Origin of the sequence: Streptomyces sp. NEAU-sy36, from assembly GCF_013423905.1 — a bacterium.
GTDB lineage: Bacteria > Actinomycetota > Actinomycetes > Streptomycetales > Streptomycetaceae > Streptomyces > Streptomyces misionensis.
The window spans coordinates 1,303,962-1,327,597 of record NZ_CP058977.1; the positions used below are offsets into that span (position 1 = coordinate 1,303,962).

A 23,636-nucleotide genomic window follows, 5' to 3' on the forward strand; every position below is an offset into this window, starting at 1 on the left:
CGGGGAGGGTGTGGAATTCAATTCCACGCTAGACTAAGACCATGGAACAGAATTCCGCCACCGGGGGAACCGCCGGCCCGGGCTCCCTCCCCGCACGGGTGCGGGCCCGGCTGCCGGAGCTGCGCGAGACCGAGGCCCGTGTGGCGCGGGTGGTGCTCGACCAGGGCGCGGCCCTGGTCCACCTCAGCGTCAGCGACGTCGCCGCGCTGGCCGGCACCGCGTCCTCCACGGTCGTGCGCACCTGCCAGCGGCTCGGCTTCCGGGGCTTCCAGGAACTGAAGATCGAGGCCGCCCGGCACACCGCGCCACCGCCACCGCCGCCGGTCGACGAGCCCGCCGCGCACGCCCTCGCCGCCACCCTGCACGCCTCCCGCGACGCCCTGGACGGCGTCGCCGCCACCCTCGACACCGCCGCCCTCACCGCCGCGGCCGAGGCCCTGCACACCGCGTCCCGCGTGGTCGTCGTGGCCGCCGGACTGTCCGGCGCGGTCGCCCTGGACGCCGCCTACCGGCTGCGCGCCCTCGGCTGCGTCGTCGACGCGCCGCCCGACCCGCTGACCGCCCAGCTCGCCGCCGCGCAACTGCCGCCGGACGGGGTGCTGCTCGCCATCAGCCACACCGGGGCCACCCGCACCACGGTCGACGCCGCCCGCCGCGCCCGGCAGGCAGGAGCCACCGTCGTCACCGTCACCAGCTACGCCCGCTCACCGCTGAGCGAGACCAGCGGCCATGTCCTGGTGGCCGGCGGGCAGGACCTCGTCTTCGGCCTGGAGACCTCCGCCAGCCGGATCGCCCATCTCGCCGCGGTGGACGCCCTCACCCACCTCCTGATGGGTCTGCGCCCCGAAACCGCCCGCCACCACCTCGACCTGTCCGCCGACATCACGGCCGACCACGCCTACTGACGTGCCGGGGGCGGCGGTTCAGGCGGCCAGCGGGTCCAGGACCAGCGGCTCGATCCGGCCCTCCAGCATCTCGCCCAGCCCCCGGGCGGCACACAGGTCCGGGCGCTCGGCGATGAACACCGGCATCCGGGTGGCCTCGCGCACCATCTGGTCGAAGCCGGGCAGCAGCGCCGAACCGCCGACCATGATGATCCCGCGGTCGGCGAGATCGGCGACCAGGTCCGGCGGGCACTCGCGCAGCACCTTGCCGATGCCGTCCAGGACGGCCGTCAGCGGGGTCTGGATCGCGTTGCGCACGGCCGCGGTGTCGACCCGCACGTTCCGGGCGAGACCCGTGGCCACGTCCCGCCCGTTGATCTCGGTCTGGGCCGGGCCCTGCGGAGTGAGCCCGTTCTCGGACAGGGCCAGCTGGAGCGGCCGTACCGACTGGCTGGGCAGCACCAGCTGGTGCGCGTGCCGCAGGTGCTGCACGATCGCCTGGTCCACCGCCTCCCCGCCCACCGGAATCCGCTCGGCGGTGACGATCGAGCCCAGCGACAGCACCGCGACCTGGGTGGCCGCCGCCCCGCACACCATGATCATGGTCGCCTCGGGCCGCTCCACCGGCAGCCCGCAGCCCACGGCCGCCGCGATCAGCGTGTCCACCAGCTCCACCCGGCGCGCACCGAGCCCGACCAGCGTCTCCACCGTCGCCCGCTGGGCCAGCGGATCCGCGTCGTGCGGGGTGCAGGCGGCGGCCCGCAGCCGGGCCTTGCGGCGCAGCGCACGGCGCATCTTGTCGCCGATCAGATGCCGCAGCATGCGCTGGGCCATCTCGATGTCGACCACCGTGCCGCCGGAGATCGGCCGTACGACCCTGATGTAGTGCGGCGTCCGCCCGGTCATCTGCTCCGCGAAATCACCCACCGCGATCAGCGAGCCGGAACGGATGTTCACGGCCGCGACCGAGGGCTGGTCCACGACGAGTCCGGCGCCCTTCACATACACCCGGGTACGGGCCGCGCCCAGGTCGACGGCGAAGTGGCAGCGGCGCAACTGCTCCAGGCTGACGGTCACGGCGGTTCCTCCCGGCGGGGCTTTCCTTCTCCCTGCATCCTGCGCGGGGCCCGGGCGCGGGCGCCTTCTGAGGGGGGCCGGGCGGGGCGCCGCCATACGGGGGGCATCGCCCGGCCCACCGGAGTGTCGCCGGGTCAGCCGGTGCGGATCGCCTCCAGCAGCGGTTCGAGCGAGGAGACCACGGCCGCACCGCCGCCCTCCCGCAGCCGCCGCTGCCCGGGGGCGGTGGGGGCGAACCCGACGAAGGGCAGCCCGAGCCGCTGGGCCGCGGTCAGCTCGGCGACCGAGGAACCGAGCAGGACCGCCGTGTGCGCGGGGACGTCGAGGTGCTCCAGGGCCCGGCGCAGCGAGTCCGGGTCCGGGGTCAGCAGTCCGAGGTCCTTGCGGCGCGCGTGCACACCGGCCAGCGGCAGCTTGTGGGGCGCAAGGCCCCGGTGCACCGCCCGCGAACTCACGTCCGACACCACACTCACCCGCCGCCCGGACCGGTGCAGCGCCCGCACCAGCGCGAGCGAGAGGTGCGTCATGGGCGCGTCGGGCACGGCGGCCAGCTCCAGCTCGTCCAGCCGGTCCCGCAGCAGCGGCCCGACCGGCTCCCGGGCGAACGCGCGCAGCAGGTCCAGCGGATGCGGGAACGCCCCCGTGACCGTCGGCAGCGGCCGCCCCGCCAGCGCGTCCCCGGGATCGCGGTGATCGGCCACGACGTTCAGCAGGTCCAGTACGGCCGCCCGCGCGCCCTGCACCGTGAACAGCCGGGCGAGTGGCCCGTCGAAGGCGACCAGCACGCACTCGGCCCGGGTGAGGAGGGCCGCCGGGGGCGGGGCGGCGGCGGGCGCGGACCCCTGTGCGCCCTCCGGGCCCAGCCGCACGCGGCACGACACGGCGAGCCCCGGCACCGGCCAGTCCCGCACCGCCTCGTTGACCGCCCGCTGCGCCGCGCCCGCCCGGCGCGCCGGATGCCGGCGGGTGATCGCGGCCGCCGCGGCGCGCAGATGCTCCAGCAGCAGCGCGGAGACACCGGCGACACCGGCCCGGACGAACGCCACCGGATCGGTCACCTGCCAGGTCAGCTCGGCGACCGCGGTGAACGCGGCCTTGCCCGCGCTGGGCAGCGACAGGGTGTGCCGGGCCTGCTGCACGGTGAGGTCGACCGAGTAGTACGTCTCCGCGCGCGGCGGCAGGGAGCCGTACGGCTGGATCGGGTCGAACACGGTGAGGGGGCCGTCGGCGCGGGTGTGCACGATGGCGGTACGGCCCGGGGTGGGGACGCCCAGCTCGCTCAGGTCCCGGGTGATGAACGGGCCGCGCACCAGCTCGCGTTCGCCCCCCTCCCGGGGCTCGGGACCGAGGCGGCAGTACCAGGCCGCCGGGGGCGCCTCGGGGTCGTCGTCGCGGTAGAGCGGCTCGAAGGGCCGGGCTTCCAGGGCGGCGGAGCTGGCGGCGAACTCGTCGTAGAGCACGGGCGGTACGACGACGTCGACGCCCGTGGCAGCCGCCGCGGGGGAGACGGACACCGGCCCGAACGCCACCCGCAGCCGGGCCGGCCGCGCCAGTCCGGCCAGCGCGTGCGGGAGTTCGCGCAACACCGCGACCAGCACGGGCAGCAGATAGGCGTCGGACGCGGCGCGCACCCGGTAGCCGTCCGGGCGGACGTCCACCCGGAACCGGTCGTAGGGCAGGGAACGGGACAGGACGTCGTGCACGGCGGCTTCGAGGGTGATGCGGACCTCGGGCCGCCCCGCGAGGTCGTCGGTGATGAAGAGGATGCCGGTGTCCGCGCCCGGTGGAACGGCCCCGGCCGGCTCCCGGGGCCGCGTCGGCTCGAAGGGCGTGCCGGGATACTGGTCGAGCATGATCGCCGCGAGCGCCTCCAGTACTTCCGAGGCGCTCTCCCGGACGATCGGCGCGGAGTCCAGGCAGGTCAGCACGGGACCGTTCGGAGAGAGGACGATGGAGCGGCTGTTCACCTCGCCGCGCGGCTCCTCCCCGAAGCGCACGGCGAGGGCCGTGTCGCCGATCTCCCGCAGCAGAGCGCGCAACTCGTCACGGGTCGGCCGGTTCGCGTCGTCGGCCATGCACTCGTCCAGCGTCGGCCCCGCCACGAACTCCCGCACCAGGTAGGGGGTTCCGTCGGCGAAGCCGTGACCGAGGACGCGCGCGACCCCCGGGTGGTCCACCGCGCCGAGGCTCCGGCACAGCTCGGAGAAGGGCGCCACGGGCTCGTCCGGGGCGTACCGGCACACCACGACCGGTGCGTTCCCCTCCCGGGTGTCCTCGGCGACCCAGCCCCGGTCGCCCGCGCGGGACCTCCGGGTCAGCCGGTACCGTCCCGCGAACAGCCCCGCCCTGGCCCCCGGCGCCAGCCGCCGCACGCTCTCCGCGCTGAGCGTGGCGACGACCTCGCGCTCCACGGGCGTCGGCGTGCCCCGCTCGGACGGGATGCGCACCCAGAAGTCACCGCGCGCCACCCCGGCCAGTTCGTCGATGAACTCGCCCATCCGGTCGAGGAGTCCGACCGTGCGGACGCGTTCGCTGTGCGGCAGCCCGAGCAGCAGCAGTTCGCGTACGCCCTCCCGGAAGGCGTAGGAGCCGGGCGGGGCGCCCGGCAGCGCGGTCAGCAGGCCGCTGAGCACGACCTCGGCCAGATGCCGGGGGCGCGGGTCCTTCTCCACGGCGGCCTGCACCAGCCGCATCACCGGCAGGTCGGGGCGGCCGACGGCGAGGTGCCCGGCCAGCCGGAACGCCTCCGGGGAGGCCGTCGCCCGGAACCGCAGCACCAGCTCCTCGGCGGACAGCCGGCCGATGTCCGTGCGGTCCTGCGCGCTCGCCGGCAGCGGTCCGCCCAGCCAGGCCGCCGCGGCCGGGAACCGGGTGCCGCCCGGTGTCGTGAGCACACCGGCCCAGTGCGCCAGCCAGCTCGGCTCCGGCTCCAGCACCGGGAGGGGCACGGCACCCTCCGGACGGCCGAACTCCGGCTCCTCGTACGGGGCGAAGGCGAGCGCGGCCGTGGGCGCCACCGGGTGCGGGGCCGACAGCAGGCCGGGGGCCGCGGGCAGCGCCGACTCCCGCCACAGGTGCTCGGGCAACGGCTGTACGACGGCCAGCGGCATTCGGCGCGCCCAGCGGTGCAAGGTGGCGTACCAGCGGGTGCCGGCCGGGCCCTGCCGCCACTGCGGGCCCATGCAGTCGCTGATCAGCAGGGTGACGGTGCGGCCGTCGGCCGGGATCCGCCCCTCGGCGCCGCGCAGGGTGCCGTCCGCGTCGGCGCGGCACAGGGTGACCGTGCGGAACGCGCCCGACTGCGCCAGGGCGGTGTGCAGTTCCCGGATCAGGGGGCGCCAGACCGGCATCGTGGGACCGGCGTCGTACACCAGGTTCAGGCTCAGCCAGCGCTCCCGGGCGGGGCGCAGCACGGGCAGCCAGTGGTCGGGGTCGGCGCCGAGGCGGGCGATGCGGTCGGCGGTCGCCCGCTCGTCCAGCTCCCGGCCCACGGGCGCGTCGACCCGGCGCCGCAGGACGCGCAGCGCCCGCTGGAGGGCGAGCGGGTGGCGCAGCATCGGCGGCGCCGGGGCCAGCAGCGAGGCGCCGGGCGGCCCGTCCGCCGGGGCGGGGGAGGGCCGGTGCGCGGGGAGCCGCACGGGGACCCGGGCGGGCGGCTCCGGGGCGGGGTCCGGCGGGGCCTGCTCGCGCGGCGGCCGCTTCCGGGCGGGCGCGTCCACGGCAGCGGGAGCCGGGGCGCGGTCCGGGTCCTCCCGCGCGGGGGCGGGGCCCTCGCGGGTGTCGTCCGCGTCGGGCCCGGGCCCCATGTGCCGGGCCAGCCAGAGCAGTTCCGCCAGCTCGCGCGGGGTCGGGGGGACGCCGTGGGCCGCCTCGGCCAGCACGGCGGCGAGGCGGGCCAGCGCGTCCGGGGTGTCCCGGGAGCCGGGGCCGTCAGAAGACATCGGACTGTGTGCTCTGCCCCAGGTGCGGCATCAGCTGCTCGGCCAGCCGGTCCAGGGACTCGGCGGTCAGCTCGCTGGTGCCGGCCAGATAGATCGCGTTGAGGAGCTGGTCGGTGGCCAGGTCGCCCGCGCTGGTGCGCTCCAGGAAGCGGGTGATCAGGCTCCGCGCGTACGCGTCGGGCTCGCCGAGGTGGGCGCGGACGATGTCGGCGAGGTGCCGGTCGTCGGGCTGGCGCAGCCGCAGCGTCACACAGCGGCGCAGGAAGGCGGGCGGGAACTCGCGCTCGCCGTTGCTGGTCAGCACGACGAACGGGAAGGCCCGGCAGCGGACCCGGCCGCGCGCCACCGGGACCCGCTCGTCCGTGCCGTCGGCGGGCACCCGGGCGATGCCGTCCGGGGACAGCTCGGCGGCGCGCACCAGTTCCGGGATCTCGTACTGGCCCTCCTCCAGCACGTTCAGCAGGTCGTTGGGCAGGTCGAGGTCGCTCTTGTCGATCTCGTCGATGAGCAGCGCGCGGGGGCGGGCGTACGGCAGCAGGGCGGTGCCGAGCGGACCGAGGCGCAGGTGGTGCTCGATGCCGGTGTCGTCGGCCGCGGGCCCGGCGGCCTCGGGCCGGTCCTGGCGGGCGGCCTGCTGCCGGGCCGCGTACAGGCGGGAGAGGGGGTCGTACTGGTAAAGGCCGTCGTGCAGGGTGCTGCGGCTGGTGATGTTCCAGCGCAGCACCGGGCCGAGCCGCAGCTCCCGGGCCACGGCGTACACCAGCGACGACTTGCCGGTGCCGGGCGGCCCGGTGACCAGCAGCGGGCGGCGCAGGTACAGGGCCGCGTTGACCAGCTGCACCGTCTCCTCGGTGGCCCGGTACGTCATGGCGCGGTGCAGCCGGTCGGGGGAGACGGCGGACAGGTCGGCGGTCGCGTCGGGCGCGGCGAGCGGGGGGCCGCCGTCGAAGGCGCGCCAGGGCGGCGGCGGGGGCAGCTTCTCGATGCCGTCGTGCGGCTCGTTCGTACCGGTGTAGACGGGCCACAGGGGCATGGCTTCTTCTTCTCCGTGGGGGGTGCGGGCGGTCAGTCGACGGGTGAGTGCAGGCTCGCGGCGGGCTCGGGGAAGCAGCGCGGGTCGTCCCAGAGCAGTTGCAGGTCCCTCGCCCAGTGCCGGTCCGGTTCGTCGGCGGCGTCCGCGGTCATCCGTAACGACAGGACGTGGCGCGGGAGTTCGGCGGGCGGTACGCCGGCGACGGCGGCGGTCAGCTGGTCGAGGAAGGCGGTGCCGGGGCAGGGGGAGGGGGCCTCGGCGAGGACGGCGGTGTGCGGCCGGCCGGCCCGCCGCTGCCCGTGCTCGCTCCAGGCCGGCCGCGGATCCTCGTGCCCGCACCCCGCGCCCGGCTGCTCGCCGTGGACCGCCGCCGGGCACCCCGTGCGGGACCACACCAGCACCGGGACCGGCACGTTGAGGCCCACCTCGAAGTGCTCCCGGGCCGCCGCGGGCGGGACCGCGAACCCGGCGAGCCCGGCGTCGCCGTCCCACAGCCGCTTGCGCAGGCTCGGCGGCCGCTCCTGGCTGCCGCACTCGACACGGTGCACCTCGATGGGGAGCCCGGCGTCCAGCTGCTGCCACTTCTTGTGCAGCCTGCGCCGCAGCCGCCCGCTGCGGTGCCGGGCGCGGTCGGTGACCACGAGGGGGTAGGCGCAGCCCAGGGGGGTGCTGTCGTCCGCGCCGCACTCCCAGTGCGCCACCGCCTCGTTGAGCCACTCGCGCGGCAGCACGAACGTGACCAGTTCCTCGGCGTCCGGGTCGAGATGGGCGACGGCCTCGTCGATGCGGCGCTGCACGTACGCCCGCACCCCGGTGCGCGGCAGCCGGCGGGTGCCCACCGGGCGGCGCTGTCCGTCGCGGTACGCGGACACCTCCACGGTCACCTGGTCGGGCCCGGCGCCGCTGTGGTCGATCTCCACCACGACCGGCGCCCAGGCCGTGGCGGCCGCGGTCGCGCGCGGCGCCGCGCGCGGGGCCGGCGGGCCCGGGTCCACCAGCTCCCGCAGCCGCCCGGCGAACCGGTCGACCGCCGCCGGGTCGGGGACCTCCCACTGCACGTACGCGGCGGCCGCGCCGAGCGTGGAGAAGCCGCCCGCGGGCAGCGGCGGCCCGAAGGCGCCCACCGCGTCCACGTACATCCGGTTGGGATCGCACTCCCGGCCGGCCCCCGCGGCCCGCCGCAGCAGCGCGTACAACTCCCGCAGCACATCGGTGTCATGGCCCGGGGTGGGCACCAGTGAACCCAGCTCCGGCCAGTACCGGGCCAGCACGTCCAGCGGCAGCATCCGGCCCTTGAGCACGTTCGGCGCGTCCGAGGCCGCGGTGATCATGCCGACCACCCGGCCGTCGGGCAGCGTCGCCGCCGCCCCGCTGAACCCGGCCTCGATCGGCTGCCCGTGCCCCTGCCAGGACACCAGCTCCAGCCACTCGCCCGCGATCAACTGCCCCGAGACGGCCCGGTATTCGGCGAGCGTCCCCTCGTCGTAACCGACCGGGAAGCCATAGGCGACGAGCTTCGGGTACGGCTCGGTGTACGCGCTGTCGGGCGGCGCGAAGCGGGCCGGGACGAGCGGCACCTCCCGCTCCAGTTCGAGCACGGCCAGATCGCCGGGGTCGGTGGGGCCGCCCGCCCAGCCGCCGTGCGCGACGACCGACGCGGACAGCTCGCCCAGCTCGCGCGCGTGCGGGAAGACCACCGTCACCGGGTCCTGGTCGCTCCGGCGCACGACATGGGCGCAGGTGAGCACCCGGCGCGGGGTGACCAGGAAGCCCGCTCCCACCTCCTGGCCACAGTGGATGCGGGCATGCCAGGCGGCACTGTTCATGGGCGGTCGGCGGCCTCCGTGTCGGACACGGCCTGCCCCGGCACGGCGGGCACGGGGCCGGCCGGCGCCGCCGCCCCGGGCGACCAGCTGAGCTTGACGGTCAACTGCCCCTCGGCGGAGCCCTTGGCGATGATCGCACCGGCCTCCGCGGACATCTTCACGCCGAACTCGATCTCCACCGAGTCGGGCCGCAGGGCGCCGTCGCGGAAGACCCGCAGCGCGGCCTCCGCCGCCGCCCGTACCCCGTCCAGCGCGTCCTCGAAGGTGCCGGCCGCCCGCAGCACCCCGTCGCCCCGCGAGACCAGCCGGGTGCCGGGCCGGGTGCCGACCCCCTCCACCACGACGCGGGCGCCGTCCTGTGTCGTGAACTCCACCAAGCCGTCCATGACGCCGATTCCGTTCCCCCTCGTCGCTGACCTGTGGGCAAACCCCATGGTACGGACCGTGCTTGGGCCGTCCCACTTCTTTGCCGCGTGGCGGGCCGGCCGGTGATCGTGGCGGGAACCCGCCAGGGTGACAACCCGCCACCTCCGCGCCACTGTGCCGTCACACCGGCCGCACCACACTCGTCCCAGCACTCGACGCACGGCACGCAGCGGCAGTTTCGACGTGGAAGAGGGCGTGGATGACCAGAGGACCAGTAAGACGCCGGGCCGTCCTGCTGTCGGCGGGGCTCGCGCTCGCCGTACTGCCGGCACCCGGGGCGAGTGCCGCGGCGGCCGGACCCGCCCCGGCCGCCGGACCGGCCCCGGCGCCGGCGGCACACCAGGACCAGCGGACCGTCACCCTCGTCACCGGCGACAAGGTGACCGTCACCGACCTCGGGCAGGGCAGGCAGACCGTCACCGTGCGACGCCCCCCGGGCGCCACCGGAGCGGTGCGCAGCCTGCGGAGCGGCGGCGACCTCACCGTCGTACCGGACGAGGCGCTGCCGTACCTGCGCTCCGGAAGGCTGGACCGGCGGCTGTTCGACGTGAGCGCGCTGATCCGGCAGGGACTCACCGACGCCAAGGCCAAGTCCCTTCCGCTGATCGTGGGTTACGGCGGTAACACCCGCACCGCCGCCGCGGCCCCGGCCGGCACCACCCGCACCCGGAACCTGCCCAGCGTCCGCGGGGCCGCCGTCGAGGCGGCCAGGGGGTCCGCGTTCTGGCGGTCCTTCACCCGCGGCGACGGCGTCGACAAGGTGTGGCTGGACGGGCGGGTCGAGGCCGACATGGCCGAGAGCAACGCCCAGATCGGCACCCGGGCCGCCTGGGACGCGGGCCTGACCGGCAAGGGCGTCACCGTCGCCGTGCTGGACTCCGGCGCCGACCTCACCCACCCCGACCTCGCCGGCCGGGTGAGCCTGACCAAGAGCTTCGTCGACGGCGAGGACATCGACGACCACCTCGGCCACGGCACCCACGTCACCTCCACCGTCGGCGGCAGCGGCGCCGCCTCCGACGGCAAGGAGAAGGGCGTGGCCCCGGACGCGACGCTCGCCGTCGGCAAGGTGCTCGGCGACCAGGGCTCGGGCAGCGAGTCCCAGATCATCGCGGGCATGGAGTGGGCCGCGCGGGACGTGCACGCCCGGATCGTCTCCATGAGCCTCGGCTCCACCGAGGCCAGCGACGGCACCGACCCGATGGCGCAGGCGGTGGACAGCCTCTCCCGGGAGACCGGCGCGCTCTTCGTCGTCGCCGCGGGCAACACCGGCGCCCCCTCCTCCATCGGCTCGCCCGGCGCCGCCGACGACGCCCTCACCGTCGGCGCGGTGGACTCCGCCGACCAGCCCGCCTACTTCACCAGCGCGGGTCCCCGCCAGGGCGACAACGCCCTCAAGCCCGACCTGTCCGCCCCCGGCGTCGACATCCTCGCCGCCCGCTCCCGGCTCACCGACGGCAGCGGCTACTACACGAGCATGAGCGGCACGTCCATGGCGACCCCGCACGTCGCCGGGGTGGCCGCCCTGCTCGCCCAGGAGCACCCCGACTGGACCGGCGCGCGGCTGAAGGACGCGCTGATGTCCACCTCCACGCGCCTGGACGTCTCCGCCTACACGGCGGGCGCCGGCCGGGTGAGCGTCCCGGACGCCGTCCAGGCCACGCTGACCGCCACCGGCAGCGCCGACCTCGGCTTTCACGGCTGGCCCTACGACGCCGACAAGCCGGTCACCCGGACCCTCACCTACACCAACTCCGGCGACCACGACCTCACGTTGAAGCTGTCCGCACAGGGCGCCCCGGACGGCGTCGTCACCCTGGCCGACACCGCACTCACCGTCCCGGCCCACGGCACCGCCACCACCACCGTCACCGGCGACGCCGGCAAGGCGCCGGTCGGCACCACCAGCGGGCAGATCGTGGCCGCCGACGACACCGGCACGGTACGCGCGCACACCGTGTTCGGGCTGGTCAAGGAGGACGAGCGGTACACGCTCACCGTCCACGTCAAGGACCGCTCCGGCGCGCCCACCGCGGCCGACCTCACCGTGCAGCGGCTGGCGCAGGGCGTGGACCCCGAGTCGGACCACGTCGGCGACTCCGGCACCCTGCGGCTGCGCCTGAAGCCCGGCACGTACGCCCTGACCTCGTTCCTCGACGTGCGCGGCAGCCACGGCCCCGACTCGCTCGGCCTCGGCTTCCTCGCCGCCCCCGAGGTCGACCTCACCCACGACACCGACGTCACCCTGGACGGCAGCACCCTGAGAGAGGTGAAGGCCGCGGTGCCCCGACGCACCGAGACCCACCAGATCCTCATGGAGTACGACCGCGCCGCCGACGGCGCCGACCTGTTCGGCGCCGTCCAGGTGCCCCTCACCTACGACAGCGTCTTCGCCGCCCCCACCCCGGAGGTCACCCGGGGCAGCTTCGAGTACCGCACCGTGTGGCGGCTGGCCGAGCCCCAGCTGGAGGTCAAGGGCATCGACGAGGCGACCGTCCAGGCGGGCGGCACGCTGACCGACGGCCGGCGCAGGCTGCCGCTGACGGACGTCGGCGACGGCCCGGTCCCCGCGTCCGCGCGCGGCGAGGCGGTGCTGGCGCGGCTCGCCGACGGCGCCGATCCGGCCGCCCTCGCCCAGTCCGCCCAGGACGCGGGCGCCGAGGCCCTGTTCGTCACGGACGACGCGCCGGGCCGGCTGATGGACTGGTGGGGCACCGACGACAACACCGACCGCCCCCTGGTGATCGCCACCGTGAACCAGGCGGACGCGGCCCGGCTGCGCGCCGCCCGGCACGTCGACATGACCGGCACCCGCAACTCGCCCTACGTGTACGACCTGTCCGACGGCCACCGGGGCGCCATCCCGGACCGCGACCTCACCTACACGCCCACGGGCCGCGACCTCGCCGCCCTCCAGGTGTCCTTCCACGCCCCCCAGCCGGCGAGCGGCGGCGAGTTCCGCTACTCGATCACCGACGCCTTCCCCGTCGGCATCGGCTTCCAGGAGAGCGTGGACCTGCCCGCCCGGCGCACCGACTACGTCTCCACCGGCCCCGGCCAGCTGTGGCACGAATCCGTCACCCTGGGCGAGGGCACCCTGGAGGAACGCAGCGGGCTGGTGCGCTACGACGGCGGCGGCAAGCCCCGGCTCGACTGGTTCCGGCCGGTGTGGCACCCGTACCTCGGCACCGGTCTCGGCTGGGGCCAGCAACGCGCCGGCGACCAGATCCAGTTGAACACCCCCGGCTGGGGCGACTCCGGCCCCGACCACACCGGCTTCGGCGACGTGTGGGGCGACAGCGGCATGAGCCAGACCACCTCGGTGTACCTGGACGGCGTCCTGGCCGACCGCCGCGAGGACTCGACCGCGTACGTGACCGACGCGCCGGCCGACGAGCACACCTACGAGGTCGTCACCGACACCGCCCTCGACCCGGCCCGCTGGAAGCTCGCCACCGAGGGCCACACCGCATGGACGTTCCGCTCCGCGCGGACGGCCGACGACCACTGGACCCGCCTGCCGCTGATCAACCTCTCCTACGGCCTCGACACGGACCTCGCGGGCACCGTGGAGGCCGGGCGGCTGCCGGTCACGCTGGGCGCGCGGTACGTGGCGGGCGCGGCGGGCACCGGGACCCTCGGCGGGGGCCGGCTGGAGGTGTCGTACGACGAGGGCACGAGCTGGCGCACGGTGCCGCTGGCCGGGTCCGGCACCGAGTGGCGCGGCACGCTGGACGTGCCGCGCGGCGCCGCCTCCGTGTCGCTGCGGGCCACGGCCCGCGACGACCGGGGCGGCTCGGTGACGCAGGAGATCATCCGGGCGGTCGGCGTCCGGTAGGGACCGGTCAGGGGCCCTGGACGATGCCCCTGACCAGCCCCAGCTCCACCAGGTCCTGCGGGCGGATGCGGAGCTGGTCGGCGGTCGCCTCGACGGCCTGCGGCGGGCGTTTGAGGATGGCCGCCGCCTGCTCCGGGGCGATCACCGAGAAGTAACTGTCCGGCGTGGCCCAGGTGTTGCCGGGAGCGGCCAGGGCCAGGGCCCCGCCGGAGCCGCCCTCGCCGATCACCAGCGTGGTGACCGGCACCCGGGCGGCGGCCACCGCGCCGAACACCTCGGCGATCGCCGCGCCCGCCCCCTGCCGCTCGGCCTCCGCGTCGCTCGCGGCACCGGGCGTGTCCACCAGGGTCAGCACGGGTATACCGAGCCGGTCCGCCAGCCGGATCAGCCGGGCCGCCGTCCGGTACCCGGCGGGCCGGGTCGCCGTCCCGGTCTGCGCGGCGAACGCGACCGTACGGCCGTCCCGCTCGCCGAAGCCGCAGAGCATCCCCTCGGGGTCGGCGCCGCCGCACCGGTCGCCGCCGAGGTGGGCCCGGTGGGTGAAATAGGCGTCCAGGTAGGCGTGCGCCCGGGGGCGTTCGGGGGAGCGGGCGCGCCGGACGGCCGCCCAGCCGCTGTCCGGGAGGCCGGGGGCGGGGGTGCCCAGGGCCGCCGGGACGGGGGCCGGTACGGCCTCGCCCGGGCGGGAGAGCAGCCGCAGCCACGTCCCCAGCGCCTCCTTCAGGTCCTCCGGCCGCACCACCGCGTCCGCCGATCCCACCGCGACCTGCGACTCGGCCGTGTAGGCGGCGGGGTCGGCGCCGGCCGGGCGGACGCGGGAGCCGGCGAAGCCCACCTGGGCGCCGGACAGGGCGAGGATCACGTCCGCGCCGGCCCCGAGGGTGGCCCAGCCGCCCCCGGTGGTCGGGTCCCGCAGGACCGCTATCTGGGCCTGGCCCGCCTCCCGGGTGAGCGCCGACTGCCGGGCCACCCGCTGGAGCTGGGTCAGCGCGACCATGCCCTCCTGCATCCGGCTGCCCCCGGTCGCGATCAGCGGCACGACGGGCAGGTGGTGGTCACGGGCGTACGTGTACGCCGCCGCCAGCCGGTCCCCGGTGCGTTCGCCCAGGGAGCCGCCGAGGAAGCCGAACTCGAACGCGATCAGCACGGCCCGGGCGCCGGTCACGGTCGCGGTGCCGCAGACCACCGACTCCTGCTCACCGGTGCGCTCGGCGGCGCGGGCGCGCGAGGCGTCGTACCCCTGCCAGCGCAGTGGTCCGTCGGGGGCGGACTCCCGGGCGGGCGCCGGGAGTTCGGTGAAGCTGCCGTCGTCCGCGACGAGGGCGAGCATCTCCCGCGCGGAGCACCGGTCAGCCATCGGCCAGCGCCCGCTTCATGATCTTGCCCATGTCGTTGCGCGGCAGGGCGTCCAGAAAGCGCACGACGCGGGGCCGCTTGTGCGGGGCGAGCCGCCGGGCCACGTGCCCGGCCAACTCCTCGGTGCCCGGCGGCGCCTGCGGATCGACCGGGACGATCCAGGCGACGATCCGCTCCCCGAGATCGGCGTCCGGCTCCCCGGTGACCGCCGCCTCCCGCACCCCCGGGTGTTCCAGCAGCGCGTTCTCGATCTCGCCCGCCCCGATCTTGTAACCACCGCTCTTGATCAGGTCGGTCGCCTTGCGCCCCACGATCCGCACGTACCCGTCGGGCTCGCGCACCGCCATGTCCCCGGTGCGGAACCAGCCGTCGGCGGTGAACGCGGCGGCCGTGGCGTCGGGCCGGTTCAGATACTCGGTGAACAGGTTCGGCCCGCGCACCTGGATCTCCCCGACGGTCTCCCCGTCCAGGGCGGCGATCTCCGAGCCGTCCTCCTCCACCAGCCGCAGCCGCACACCGGGCAGCGGCACCCCGACCGTTCCGGCGCGGGGCTCCCCGTCGGCGCGCACGCTGGTGTTCATCAGCGTCTCGGTCATGCCGTAGCGCTCGATCACCCGGCGGCCGGTGGCCGCCGCGATCCGCTCGTGGTCGTGGACCGGCAGCGCGGCCGAGCCCGAGACCAGCAGCCGGGCACCGCCGAGCGCCTCGGCCAGTTCCGGGTCGCCCGGCAGGGCCTCGGCGATACGGTGGTACATCGTCGGCACCCCGAACAGCATGGTCGCGCCGTCGGCCAGCTCCCGCGCCACGCCCTCGGTGGAGAACCGGCCCAGATGCCGCACCGAGCCGCCGCGCCGCAGCGGCCCGAGGACACCGAGCACCAGCCCGTGCACGTGGAACAGCGGCAGCCCGTGCACCAGCACGTCCGCCGCCGTCCACCGCCAGGCCTCCGCCAGCGCGTCCAGCGTCGCGGCGAGGGCCCGCCGGGGCAGTACGGCACCCTTGGGCGGACCGGTGGTGCCGGAGGTGTAGACGATCAGCGCCGGGTCCTCGTCGGACACGCCGGCGGACGGGACCGGGGCGACGGCGGCCGCGTCCACGTCGACGCGCTCCAGCTCCCCCAGGGCGGCGGGCAGCCGGGCCCCCGGCGCGGCCAGCACCGTCCGGGGCGCGCTGTCGGAGACGATGTGCGCCAGCTCCTTCTCGCCCGACTTCGGGTTGAGCGGCACGGCGGCGGCCCCGGCGAGCAGCACCCCGGTCACGGCGACGGCCGTCTCCAGCTCGGGCGTGGCCCACACGGCCACCCGCCCGGCCCCGGCGATCCGCGCCGCCACGGCCCCGGCGGCCCCGGCCAGCTCGCCGTACGTCAACGACCGCTCGCCGAACCGCACCGCGACCCGCGTGGGCGGACCGTCCGTCAGGGCGGGAAAGAGGGAGGACACGCGGCGGACTCCTTCGCTCTCGGGACCATCTGCGTCCTTCCTACACCACCGGGTCCCCGGGGGTCGCCGGCCGTCCGGCCGCGGAGGGCGCGGTGACGTCGGCGACCACACAGGTCACGTTGTCGGGGGCGCCCGCCGCGAGGGCCGCGTCCACCAGCGCCCGCACCGTGCCCCCGGGCCCGGCGCCGCCCCCCAGCAGCCGCGCGATCCGGGCGTCGGGCACCGCCTCCGTGAGACCGTCCGAGCACAGCAGGTACCGGTCGCCCGGCAGCGGCTCCTGGAGGCGCAGGTCCGGCACCGGGCCGGCCCCGCCGGTCAGGGCCTTGAGCAGCGTCGGCGAGCGGGGTTCGACGCGGTGGTCCCGGGTGAACCGGTACAGCTCGCCGCCGCGCAGCAGGTACGCCCGCGAGTCCCCGATGTGCGCGAGGGCCAGCCGGGACCCGGTCCACAGCAGGGCGGTCAGCGTGGTGCCGGCGTCGTTCGCGCCGCCCGTCAGGTCCCGTACCGCCTCGCCCGCGCGGCGCACCGCGTCCTCCAGCGCGCCCAGCACCCCGTCCGCGGGCGGCTCCTCCGCCTCGTCCAGGAAGCGCAGCGCCGCCACCGCCGCGCCGCTCGCGGACCGGCCCGCCGGGCCGAACCCGTCGGCCACGGCGAGCAGTCTGCGGCCCGCGTACACGGTGTCCTGGTTGGCCGGGCGCACCAGCCCGCGGTCGGTGTGCGCCGAGTGCCGGAGTTCCAGCATGGTCATGGGTTCCCTTCCCGGTTCGCCGGTCAGCTCCGCGACGAGGAACGCGGCGAGGTCCCGCCGTACGGCCGTCTCCGCCTCGACCCGCGCCCAGTACGCGCCGATCTCCCGCGCGGCCTCGGCCGGCGGCAGCGCGCACACGGCGCGTATCCCGGCCAGCGGCATCCCGAGCCGCCGCAGCCAGGCCACGAGCCGGGCCCGGCCCAACTGGCCGGCGGCGTAGTACCGGTACCCGGTGTCCGGGTCGACCCGGGCGGGCCGCAGCAGCTCCAGCCCGTCGTACAGCCGCAGTGCCTTCGGCGACAGCCGGCTCAGCCTGGCGAACGCCCCGATCGTCAGCAGTTCCATCGCATCCGCGCCTCTCGTCGTCCGCCACCGATGCTGGGGCTTCACCGAAGGTGAAGGTCAAACCCCCTGTCCCGGTTCCGGGGCGCTTGTTAGCCTCGCCGGTGTTCGAACCGCCGTACGACAGGGAGTCCGCCGTGCCCCGCATAGCCCTCGCCACCTACGACCCCGGTGCCGGGCCGAGCAAGGACCGCGATCTGCCGGCGCTGGTGCGGGCCCTGAACGACACCGGGGCGCGGGCGGACGCCCCCTTCTGGGACGACCCGGACGTGGACTGGGCCGGGTACGACCTGGTCGTCATCCGCTCGCCCTGGGACTACAGCTGGCGCGCCGAGGAGTTCGCGCACTGGCTGGAGCGGGTGGGGCGGGTGACCCGGGTCGCCAACCCGCTCGACGTCGTGCGGTGGAACACCGACAAGCGGTACCTGGGCGACCTGGCCGCGGCCGGGGTGCCCACCGTGCCCACGCGCTACATAGCCCCGGGCGAGCCCGCCGCCCTGCCGTCCGACCACGAGTACGTGATCAAGCCGACGTCCGGCGCGGGCGCCCGCTTCGCCGCCCGCTACACCCCCGACGAGCACGACACGGCGCTGCGGCAGCTCGCCCGGATGCACGCCGAGGGCTTCACCGCGATGGTGCAGCCCTACCTCGCGGGCATCGACGTCACCGGGGAGCGGGCGCTTCAGTTCTTCGGCGGCCGACTGCTGCACGCGAGCCGCAAGGCGGCCGTGCTCACGCCCGGGACGCCGTACGACGCCGACAAGGTCGCCCACCCGGACCTCACCCCCTGGCAGCCGACGGACGCCGAACTCGCGGTCGCGGAGAAGGCGTTGGCGGCGGTGCCCACCCGATCTCCGCTGCTCTACGCCCGCGTGGACCTCGCCGACGGCCCGGACGGCGCGCCCCGCCTGATGGAACTGGAACTGGTGGAGCCGAACCTCTTCCTCTTCCTGCACCCGGACTCGGTGCCGCACGTGGCGACGGCGATCCTGGCCGAGGCCCAGGGGTAGCCCCCGACCGTGTCACGGCACGCCCCGCCACCGCGGTCGGCGATACCCGCGGCGACGTGGCGGCCAGGCCCGCGCGGACGTGACCGAGCGGGAGAAGCGGACCCGGGCGACGGGCTTCGAGGACTGAGCCGGTGGCGCTCAGGCCACGACGGCGGTCCGCTGGAGCAGGCCCCAGGTGAACTCGGCGACCACCTCGCGCGGCACGCCGGCACGGTCGGGCGCGGTGAGGGCGAGGCCCCAGCGGGTCGGGGCGGTGCCCTCCAGCGGGCGGGCCGGCGGGAAGGCGCGGGCGGCCTCGTCCACGGTGCAGGACCAGGGGGTGAGGTCGTCCAGGGTGCGCAGGGCCGGCCCGGGTGCGCCGGGCGCGCGGACCAGCCACTCGTTCCACACGGCGCCGCCCGGCCCCACCAGCACCTCGAAGCGCAGCTCGGGCCAGAGGGGAAGGGCCCAGCGGCGGGCCTCGCAGTCGACGTCGCCCAGTCTGCGCGGCAGCACGGCCTCCGGCTCGCCGAGGACCGAGCGGTAGCGGGCGGCGGCGGACCGCGACCGCGGCGAACGCACCATCGCCTGCCAGCGCTTGTTGGCCTCCCGCATGTCCGCGGCCGACACCCCGAGCCGCCGTCTGGCCTCGTCCACCAGAACGGGGTTGTGATCGCTCATCCGCCGCAGCAGCACCAGTTGGAAATCAAGGGCCACGCCTCCCATGGTGCGCCCTCGGGGACCCGTCACTCGGGCACCCGGACACCGGAGGGCGGCACGGCCCCCGCGAGGACGCGGACCGCCGCCACCTCCCGGCGCCGGCGCAGCGCCCGGGAGATCTCCCCGATCTCCCGCAGCAGCGCCGAGGGATCGGCGTCCGCCGCCGGGGCCGCCCCGCCCCGGCCCCGCTCGACAGCGTCCAGGACGCCCACCGCCGCGGCCAGCGCCCGCGCCCGCGCCGGATCGTGGCCGAGGGACACCGCCGCCGCGTACGCCCGCCGCTCCAGCCCGGCGTCCAGCCGCCGCGCCAGCGGCAGCAGCGCGTCCCGGATGAACGTCTCCCGCCGCGTCAGCCGCAACCCGGCCGGCGCCCGCAGCGCGAAGCGGGGCCCCGGGACACCGCCGGCGTCCCGCAGCAGCCGGTACAGCGGCCTCAGCCGGTGATGGGCGAGCCGCAGGCGTAGCCGGCCGTGCAGGGCCTGGCCGGCGTGCGGCAGGATGAATCCGGCGGCCAGCAGGATCGCCGCGAGCGAGGCCACCGGCGGTGCCAGGTTCGTGCTCAGCCAGTCCGGGGAGCGCCCGCACCACCGCGCGACGACGGCGCCGAGCTTCGCCCCGTCGTAGAGCAGGCTCAGCGCGTACCCCCCGCCCAGCAGCCGCAGCCCCCACCGCAGCCAGACGTCCAGCCCCCGGTCACCGGCCCAGTCCCGGATCAGCCGGAGGCTCAGCGCGCACGCGACGGCGTGCGCCAGCAGATAGAGCAGGATCTCCTCGCGCATGAACGGCGTGCGCGCGTAGTACGTGTCCAGGTCCCGCACCCGCTCCACCGGCACGTCGGCGAGCAGGAACAGCACCCACAGCAGGGCGATCACCCCGGAGTACACCGAGACCACCCAGCGCGTCGCCCGCCGCGTGACCGCCGACCGCTCGGGCAGCCCGTTGCGCCAGGTGACGATGAACAGCAGGCACGCCCCCGAGTTCGCGGCGATCAGTGAATAGCACCAGGGAGCAGCGAAGTTGGCGACCCCGGTCAGCCGGTTCAGCCACACGATCATCGACGGCATGCAGAACACGAACACCGCGGCGGCGAGCACCAGCACCCCGCCGACCGCGCGCAGCAGCGGGTCCCGCCACAGCCGGATGATCGTGGGCAGCTTGAGCACCAGCGCGGCGGTCAGCAACACCGTGGGGACCCAGAAGGAGATGTACAGGTGGCCGAGCAGCGCCGACGGATCCAGCGCCAGCGTGCTCACCGCGCGGCTCCGCCCCGTCCGCGGTAGCCGAGGGCGCGCTGCGGCGGGGCGGCCGCGGCACTCCCGGAACCGGCGACGGGAGCGTCCCCGGTTCCGGTGAGCCGGGGCCGGAACAGCGTGGCGAGCCGGTGCCCGAAGTCGTCGGCCTCCGCCTCGTCCGCCTCCCGGGACCCGTTGCGCGCCGCCACCGTCAGCGCCATGTCCGGCCAGCCCGGCGTCTTCGCGAACGCCCGCGCCGCCGCGTCCCCGGCGAGGTGGTGGTGCCGGTGCCCGGCGTGCAGATGCCACAACTCATGGCCCAGGATGACCAGTTGCTGCACCTCCTCGGCCCGCTCCTCCACGATCACCAGGTCGAAGTCCGCGAACTCCACCCACAGGCCCGTGACCTCGATCTCGTCCGGGAAGCGTTCGAACCGCAGCTCCAGCGGCCGGCCGCCGCGCAGCGCGCTCATCTCCTCGCACAGCGCCCGGCACAGCCCCCGTACGTCGCCGGGCGCTTCGGGCCGGGCGCGGACGGCCGCGGACAGCTCGCCCGCGAGGGTGCGCATGGCCGAACCGGGCCCCGGGCGCCGCAGCCGTGCGGTCAGCCGGGCCGCCCGCCCCCGCGCGCCCGCGATGCCCATCCGTGCCCCTTCCCGCCGACAGCCCAACCGTCCGAGCGTACGCGCCGGGATATGCCCCCGTCACGCGGTCGCACGCCCCCGGCCCGCGGCGACCACCCTGCCCGACGCGCCGTCTCAGCGGCCGGGCGACGGCACCACCGACACCTCGGTCCCGCCGAGCGCCCGGCCCAGCAGCGACAGCCGCACCGTCCCCGGCCCCGACAGCGTCGTGAACTCCGAGAGCACCGCCAGCGCCAGCGTGTTCTCGCCCCGCGTCCGCAGGATGCCGTTGGGCAGCACGAACGTGTGCTGCGGGCCCACGTTGTTGATGTACTGCCCGAGGTTCCAGCCGTTGAGGAAGATCTGCGCCCGGTACGCGCGGTACGGATCGTCCTGAAGCGTCAGCCCGACGGACGCGTCGACGTCACCGGGCACCGCCAGCCGGAAGGACGTCCGGTACCAGGTCACCCCCTGGTACCGCGCCGACACCGGGAAGCGCACCGGCTCCCAGTCGCGGTCCGCGAAGCCCGGCAGGTGCCAGCCCTCCCGCTCCCCGTGCAGCCCGCCGTTGTTCAGCGGGCCGCGCACCGGGTCCGGCCGTCCCTCGCCCTGGATGCGCCAGACGACCTCGGGCGACGCCCCCGTGAAGACGGCCGCCGTCAGCCCGCGGGCCGCCTTGTGGGCGTCGTCGGCCCTGCCGTCCTGGTCGTGCTGCATCCGCCGCACGAGCACCGACAGCACATGCCGGCCGGGGGAGCGCAGCTCCTCGCGCACCGGGAAGGCGGCCGTGTCCGTCCAGGTGCCCTTGCGCAGGGTGTCCCGGTCCGGCACCGGCATCCGGTGCGTGCCCAGCGGTTCGCCGTCCAGCCAGGCCATCAGCAGGCCCTGCGTGCCGGTGCTGTAGCCGAGCGCGACCTCCTCGATGCCGCGGGCGTCGTCGAAGGTGCCCCGGTACCAGACGTCGCCGTAGTGGAAGCCGTAGTCGTCGGCGAAGAGCACCGGCTGCCCGGCGGGCACCGCGGTGGTGCTGAACGACGTCTTCTTGTCGGCGGTCCGCCAGCCGGAGTCGTCGTAGCCGGGCCCCGCCTCCGGGTTCTCCCGCCGCATCCGCCAGCCGCCGAGCCGGGGCAGCCGCACCTCGGGCACGCCGGGCAGCGGGCCGGTGGTCATCAGGCTGCCGGACAGGGTCACCCGCACCGGCAGCCTGCGGCCGTTCCACACCAGGGTGTCGATGCCGCGCGGCCCCCACACCTCCATGCTGGTGGTCTCGGCGATGTCACCGGTCAGGTGGACCTCGGAGCCGCGCACCTCGGCGTGGCGCAGCAGCGCGGGGCCGTAGACCAGCACGGTGCCGGACGGGGTGTCGTACGGGAACAGGCGTACGGCGGTGGCGTCGTCGGCGAGCAGGAGCAGCAACGGGCGGTCCCGCTCGCCCTTCTCCACCAGCACCCGGATCAGACCGCCCTGCCCCAGCGGCGCGTTGACGTGCAGCCCGGTGTCGTCCAGGACCCACGCGGCCTCCGGGTCCAGGCGCAGCACGTCGGGCTCGTCGGGGCAGTCGACCAGCAGCTCGGCCATCTCGCCCTTGGGCCCGGTGAACACGGCGATGTCCTGCCGGCCCGCGGTCACGCGCATCGACGGCTGGACGCTCGCGTACTTCAGCCTCCGCGGCCCCAGCGAGAGGTTCGCGGCCACCAGCTTGGCGTCCCGGGCGGGCACGCTGACCCGCAGGCCGCCCGCGGCGGTCGGCAGATCGGCGGTGACCGTGTCGTCGCCGTCGTTGCGGGCGACGTACACATGGGCGCCGGTGTCCGGGTTGGTCAGGTGGTAGACCTTCAGGCCCTCGGCCCGCACGTCCGCGGCGCGGTCCAGTTTCGCGAAGTCCGGCACGCGTTGCAGCAGATGGCCGAGCTGGTGCATCGGTGCGATCTTGTCGGTGACCTGGCGGGCCTCGTCGATGGCCGCGCCGTAGTCGTACGACGTGTAGACGACCGGCGCGGGCAGCCAGCCCCACGAGGTCCCGCCGAAGGTCATGTAGACGTTGTGCAGGGTGAGGCCGTTGGCCAGGTTGGTCAGGTAGAAGCGGCGCTCGTAGGCGGCGTCCCGGGTGCGCCGCGCCTGCGCGTACCCCTTGCCGTCGAAGAAGGCTCCGCCCCACGGGTCGAACCAGCCGCCGCCGAACTCGGGCACGAACCCGGGCGTCGACGGCGAGGCGCTCGCCCCGCCCTTGGCGCCGCCGGGCCCGAACGTCCCCCAGTCCGGCGGGGTCGCCTGCGGCGAGGGGTACCCGTCGAAGCCGTACAGCCAGCCGCCGCGCTCCGAGCCGGTGTCGAACGAACCGGGGGTCCAATAGCCGTTGCGGCCCTTGTCGTTGTGGAACAGCGGTACGTCGATGCCGTCGGCGCGCACCTTCTTGTACAGGTGGGACATGTAGGCGCGGCTGCCGGCCGAACCCACCCGCGCGTCGTACTCGTTCTCGATCTGGTAGAGCAGCACGGTGCCGGTGCCCTGGGTGAACAGGTGCGCGCGGGCGATGCGGTTCACCTGTGTCAGCCACTCGTCGACATGCGCCAGGTACTCCGGGTCGTCGGACCGGGCCCGGCCCTTGGCCGCGGTCAGCCAGCCGGGGAAACCGCCGCCGTCCACCTCGGCGTTGATGTAGGGGCCGGGCCGCAGGATGACGTACAGCCCGGTCTCGGCGGCCGTGCGCAGGAACAGGTCCAGGTCCCGGACACCGGTGAAGTCGTACCGGCCGGGCGCCGGCGAGTGGTAGTTCCAGGCCACGTAGATGCTGACGGCGTTGTAGCCGTGCGCCCGCATCTTCTGGAGCACGTCCCGCCACAGGGACGGGCTGGGCAGCCGGAAGGGGTGCAGCTCGCCGGACCAGACCACCAGCCGCCTGCCGTCGACCAGCAGGGAGTAGCGGTCGTACCCGATGGTGTGCCGCTCGCCGTCCGCGCTCGGCGGGGCGGGCGCCGGGCCGGTCGGCACGGTGCGCGCCGCGAACGCCGAGGACGCCCCCGGGCCGCCGCTGCCGCCCAGGGCGAGACCGAGCGCGGCCGAACCGGCCAGGGCACTGAAGGTACGTCTGCTGAGCGCCAAGGTGGAGCCTCCGGGCGATCTTACGGGGCGCGGATGCGGCCATTCTCCACGCGGGGGCGT

At 75.8% G+C, this 23,636-nt stretch carries 15 protein-coding genes; 3 read left to right on the forward strand and 12 right to left on the reverse strand.

Annotation, left to right across the window (positions count from 1 at the left end):
* Nucleotides 1-41 precede the first annotated feature (41 nt).
* Nucleotides 42-905, forward strand: coding sequence for a MurR/RpiR family transcriptional regulator (locus HZZ00_RS05895; RefSeq protein WP_180331213.1), 864 nt, complete (start codon nucleotides 42-44; stop codon nucleotides 903-905).
* A gap of 18 nt (nucleotides 906-923) precedes the next feature.
* Here HZZ00_RS05895 and HZZ00_RS05900 read toward each other — a convergent pair whose 3' ends face one another.
* The 5 genes from HZZ00_RS05900 to HZZ00_RS05920 all read right to left on the reverse strand — a co-directional run bounded on the left by HZZ00_RS05900 (nucleotide 924) and on the right by HZZ00_RS05920 (nucleotide 9,147).
* Nucleotides 924-1,961, reverse strand: coding sequence for a rod shape-determining protein (locus tag HZZ00_RS05900; protein WP_070025224.1), 1,038 nt, complete (start codon nucleotides 1,959-1,961; stop codon nucleotides 924-926).
* Nucleotides 1,962-2,095: 134 nt separating this feature from the next.
* Entirely contained in the window at nucleotides 2,096-5,902 is a 3,807-nt protein-coding gene (locus HZZ00_RS05905; RefSeq protein ID WP_180331214.1) for an SAV_2336 N-terminal domain-related protein, read from the reverse strand.
* Nucleotides 5,892-6,935 (reverse strand): MoxR family ATPase, encoded by a 1,044-nt coding sequence (locus HZZ00_RS05910; protein ID WP_180331215.1) that lies wholly within the window; start codon nucleotides 6,933-6,935, stop codon nucleotides 5,892-5,894. Before HZZ00_RS05910 ends, HZZ00_RS05905 begins: the two co-directional genes overlap by 11 nt.
* 32 nt (nucleotides 6,936-6,967) lie before the next feature.
* Nucleotides 6,968-8,761, reverse strand: coding sequence for a trypsin-like peptidase domain-containing protein (locus HZZ00_RS05915; RefSeq protein ID WP_180331216.1), 1,794 nt, complete (start codon nucleotides 8,759-8,761; stop codon nucleotides 6,968-6,970).
* Complete coding sequence (locus HZZ00_RS05920; protein ID WP_257585676.1) at nucleotides 8,758-9,147, reverse strand: CU044_2847 family protein; 390 nt, start codon at nucleotides 9,145-9,147, stop codon at nucleotides 8,758-8,760. The genes HZZ00_RS05915 and HZZ00_RS05920 overlap by 4 nt, the downstream gene beginning before the upstream one ends.
* A gap of 239 nt (nucleotides 9,148-9,386) precedes the next feature.
* Between HZZ00_RS05920 and HZZ00_RS05925 the strand changes: the two genes are divergently transcribed.
* A complete protein-coding gene (locus HZZ00_RS05925) occupies nucleotides 9,387-13,025 on the forward strand; it encodes a S8 family serine peptidase (protein WP_180331217.1) in 3,639 nt (1,212 codons plus the stop codon).
* 7 nt (nucleotides 13,026-13,032) lie between these two features.
* On the opposite strand, the gene HZZ00_RS05930 is transcribed toward HZZ00_RS05925, so the two are convergent.
* From HZZ00_RS05930 to HZZ00_RS05940, 3 genes are read right to left on the reverse strand one after another with little or no spacing between them, the layout of a single operon-like run.
* On the reverse strand, nucleotides 13,033-14,382 hold the full coding sequence (locus HZZ00_RS05930) for a carboxyl transferase domain-containing protein (RefSeq protein WP_180331218.1): 1,350 nt from the start codon (nucleotides 14,380-14,382) through the stop codon (nucleotides 13,033-13,035).
* Entirely contained in the window at nucleotides 14,375-15,820 is a 1,446-nt protein-coding gene (locus HZZ00_RS05935; protein WP_180331219.1) for an acyl-CoA synthetase, read from the reverse strand. The genes HZZ00_RS05930 and HZZ00_RS05935 overlap by 8 nt, the downstream gene beginning before the upstream one ends.
* 40 nt (nucleotides 15,821-15,860) lie before the next feature.
* Nucleotides 15,861-16,913, reverse strand: a complete 1,053-nt coding sequence (locus HZZ00_RS05940; RefSeq protein WP_180331220.1) for a protein phosphatase 2C domain-containing protein — start codon at nucleotides 16,911-16,913, stop codon at nucleotides 15,861-15,863.
* A gap of 134 nt (nucleotides 16,914-17,047) precedes the next feature.
* Here HZZ00_RS05940 and HZZ00_RS05945 point away from each other — a divergent pair, with 134 nt between their 5' ends.
* Nucleotides 17,048-17,920: a RimK family alpha-L-glutamate ligase gene (locus HZZ00_RS05945; RefSeq protein WP_180331221.1), complete on the forward strand. Its 873-nt coding sequence runs from the start codon at nucleotides 17,048-17,050 to the stop codon at nucleotides 17,918-17,920.
* Between the two features lie 138 nt (nucleotides 17,921-18,058).
* Here the strand turns inward: HZZ00_RS05945 and HZZ00_RS05950 are convergent, their stop codons facing one another.
* The 4 genes from HZZ00_RS05950 to HZZ00_RS05965 all read right to left on the reverse strand — a co-directional run bounded on the left by HZZ00_RS05950 (nucleotide 18,059) and on the right by HZZ00_RS05965 (nucleotide 23,576).
* Nucleotides 18,059-18,625 (reverse strand): hypothetical protein, encoded by a 567-nt coding sequence (locus HZZ00_RS05950; RefSeq protein WP_180331222.1) that lies wholly within the window; start codon nucleotides 18,623-18,625, stop codon nucleotides 18,059-18,061.
* Nucleotides 18,626-18,645: 20 nt separating this feature from the next.
* Nucleotides 18,646-19,872, reverse strand: a complete 1,227-nt coding sequence (locus HZZ00_RS05955; RefSeq protein ID WP_180331223.1) for an MAB_1171c family putative transporter — start codon at nucleotides 19,870-19,872, stop codon at nucleotides 18,646-18,648.
* Nucleotides 19,869-20,495, reverse strand: coding sequence for a toxin-antitoxin system, toxin component family protein (locus HZZ00_RS05960; protein WP_180331224.1), 627 nt, complete (start codon nucleotides 20,493-20,495; stop codon nucleotides 19,869-19,871). Before HZZ00_RS05960 ends, HZZ00_RS05955 begins: the two co-directional genes overlap by 4 nt.
* A gap of 114 nt (nucleotides 20,496-20,609) precedes the next feature.
* Nucleotides 20,610-23,576 carry a beta-galactosidase gene (locus HZZ00_RS05965; protein WP_180331225.1) on the reverse strand — a complete coding sequence of 989 codons (2,967 nt, stop codon included), beginning with the start codon at nucleotides 23,574-23,576 and terminating at the stop codon, nucleotides 20,610-20,612.
* Nucleotides 23,577-23,636 lie beyond the last annotated feature (60 nt).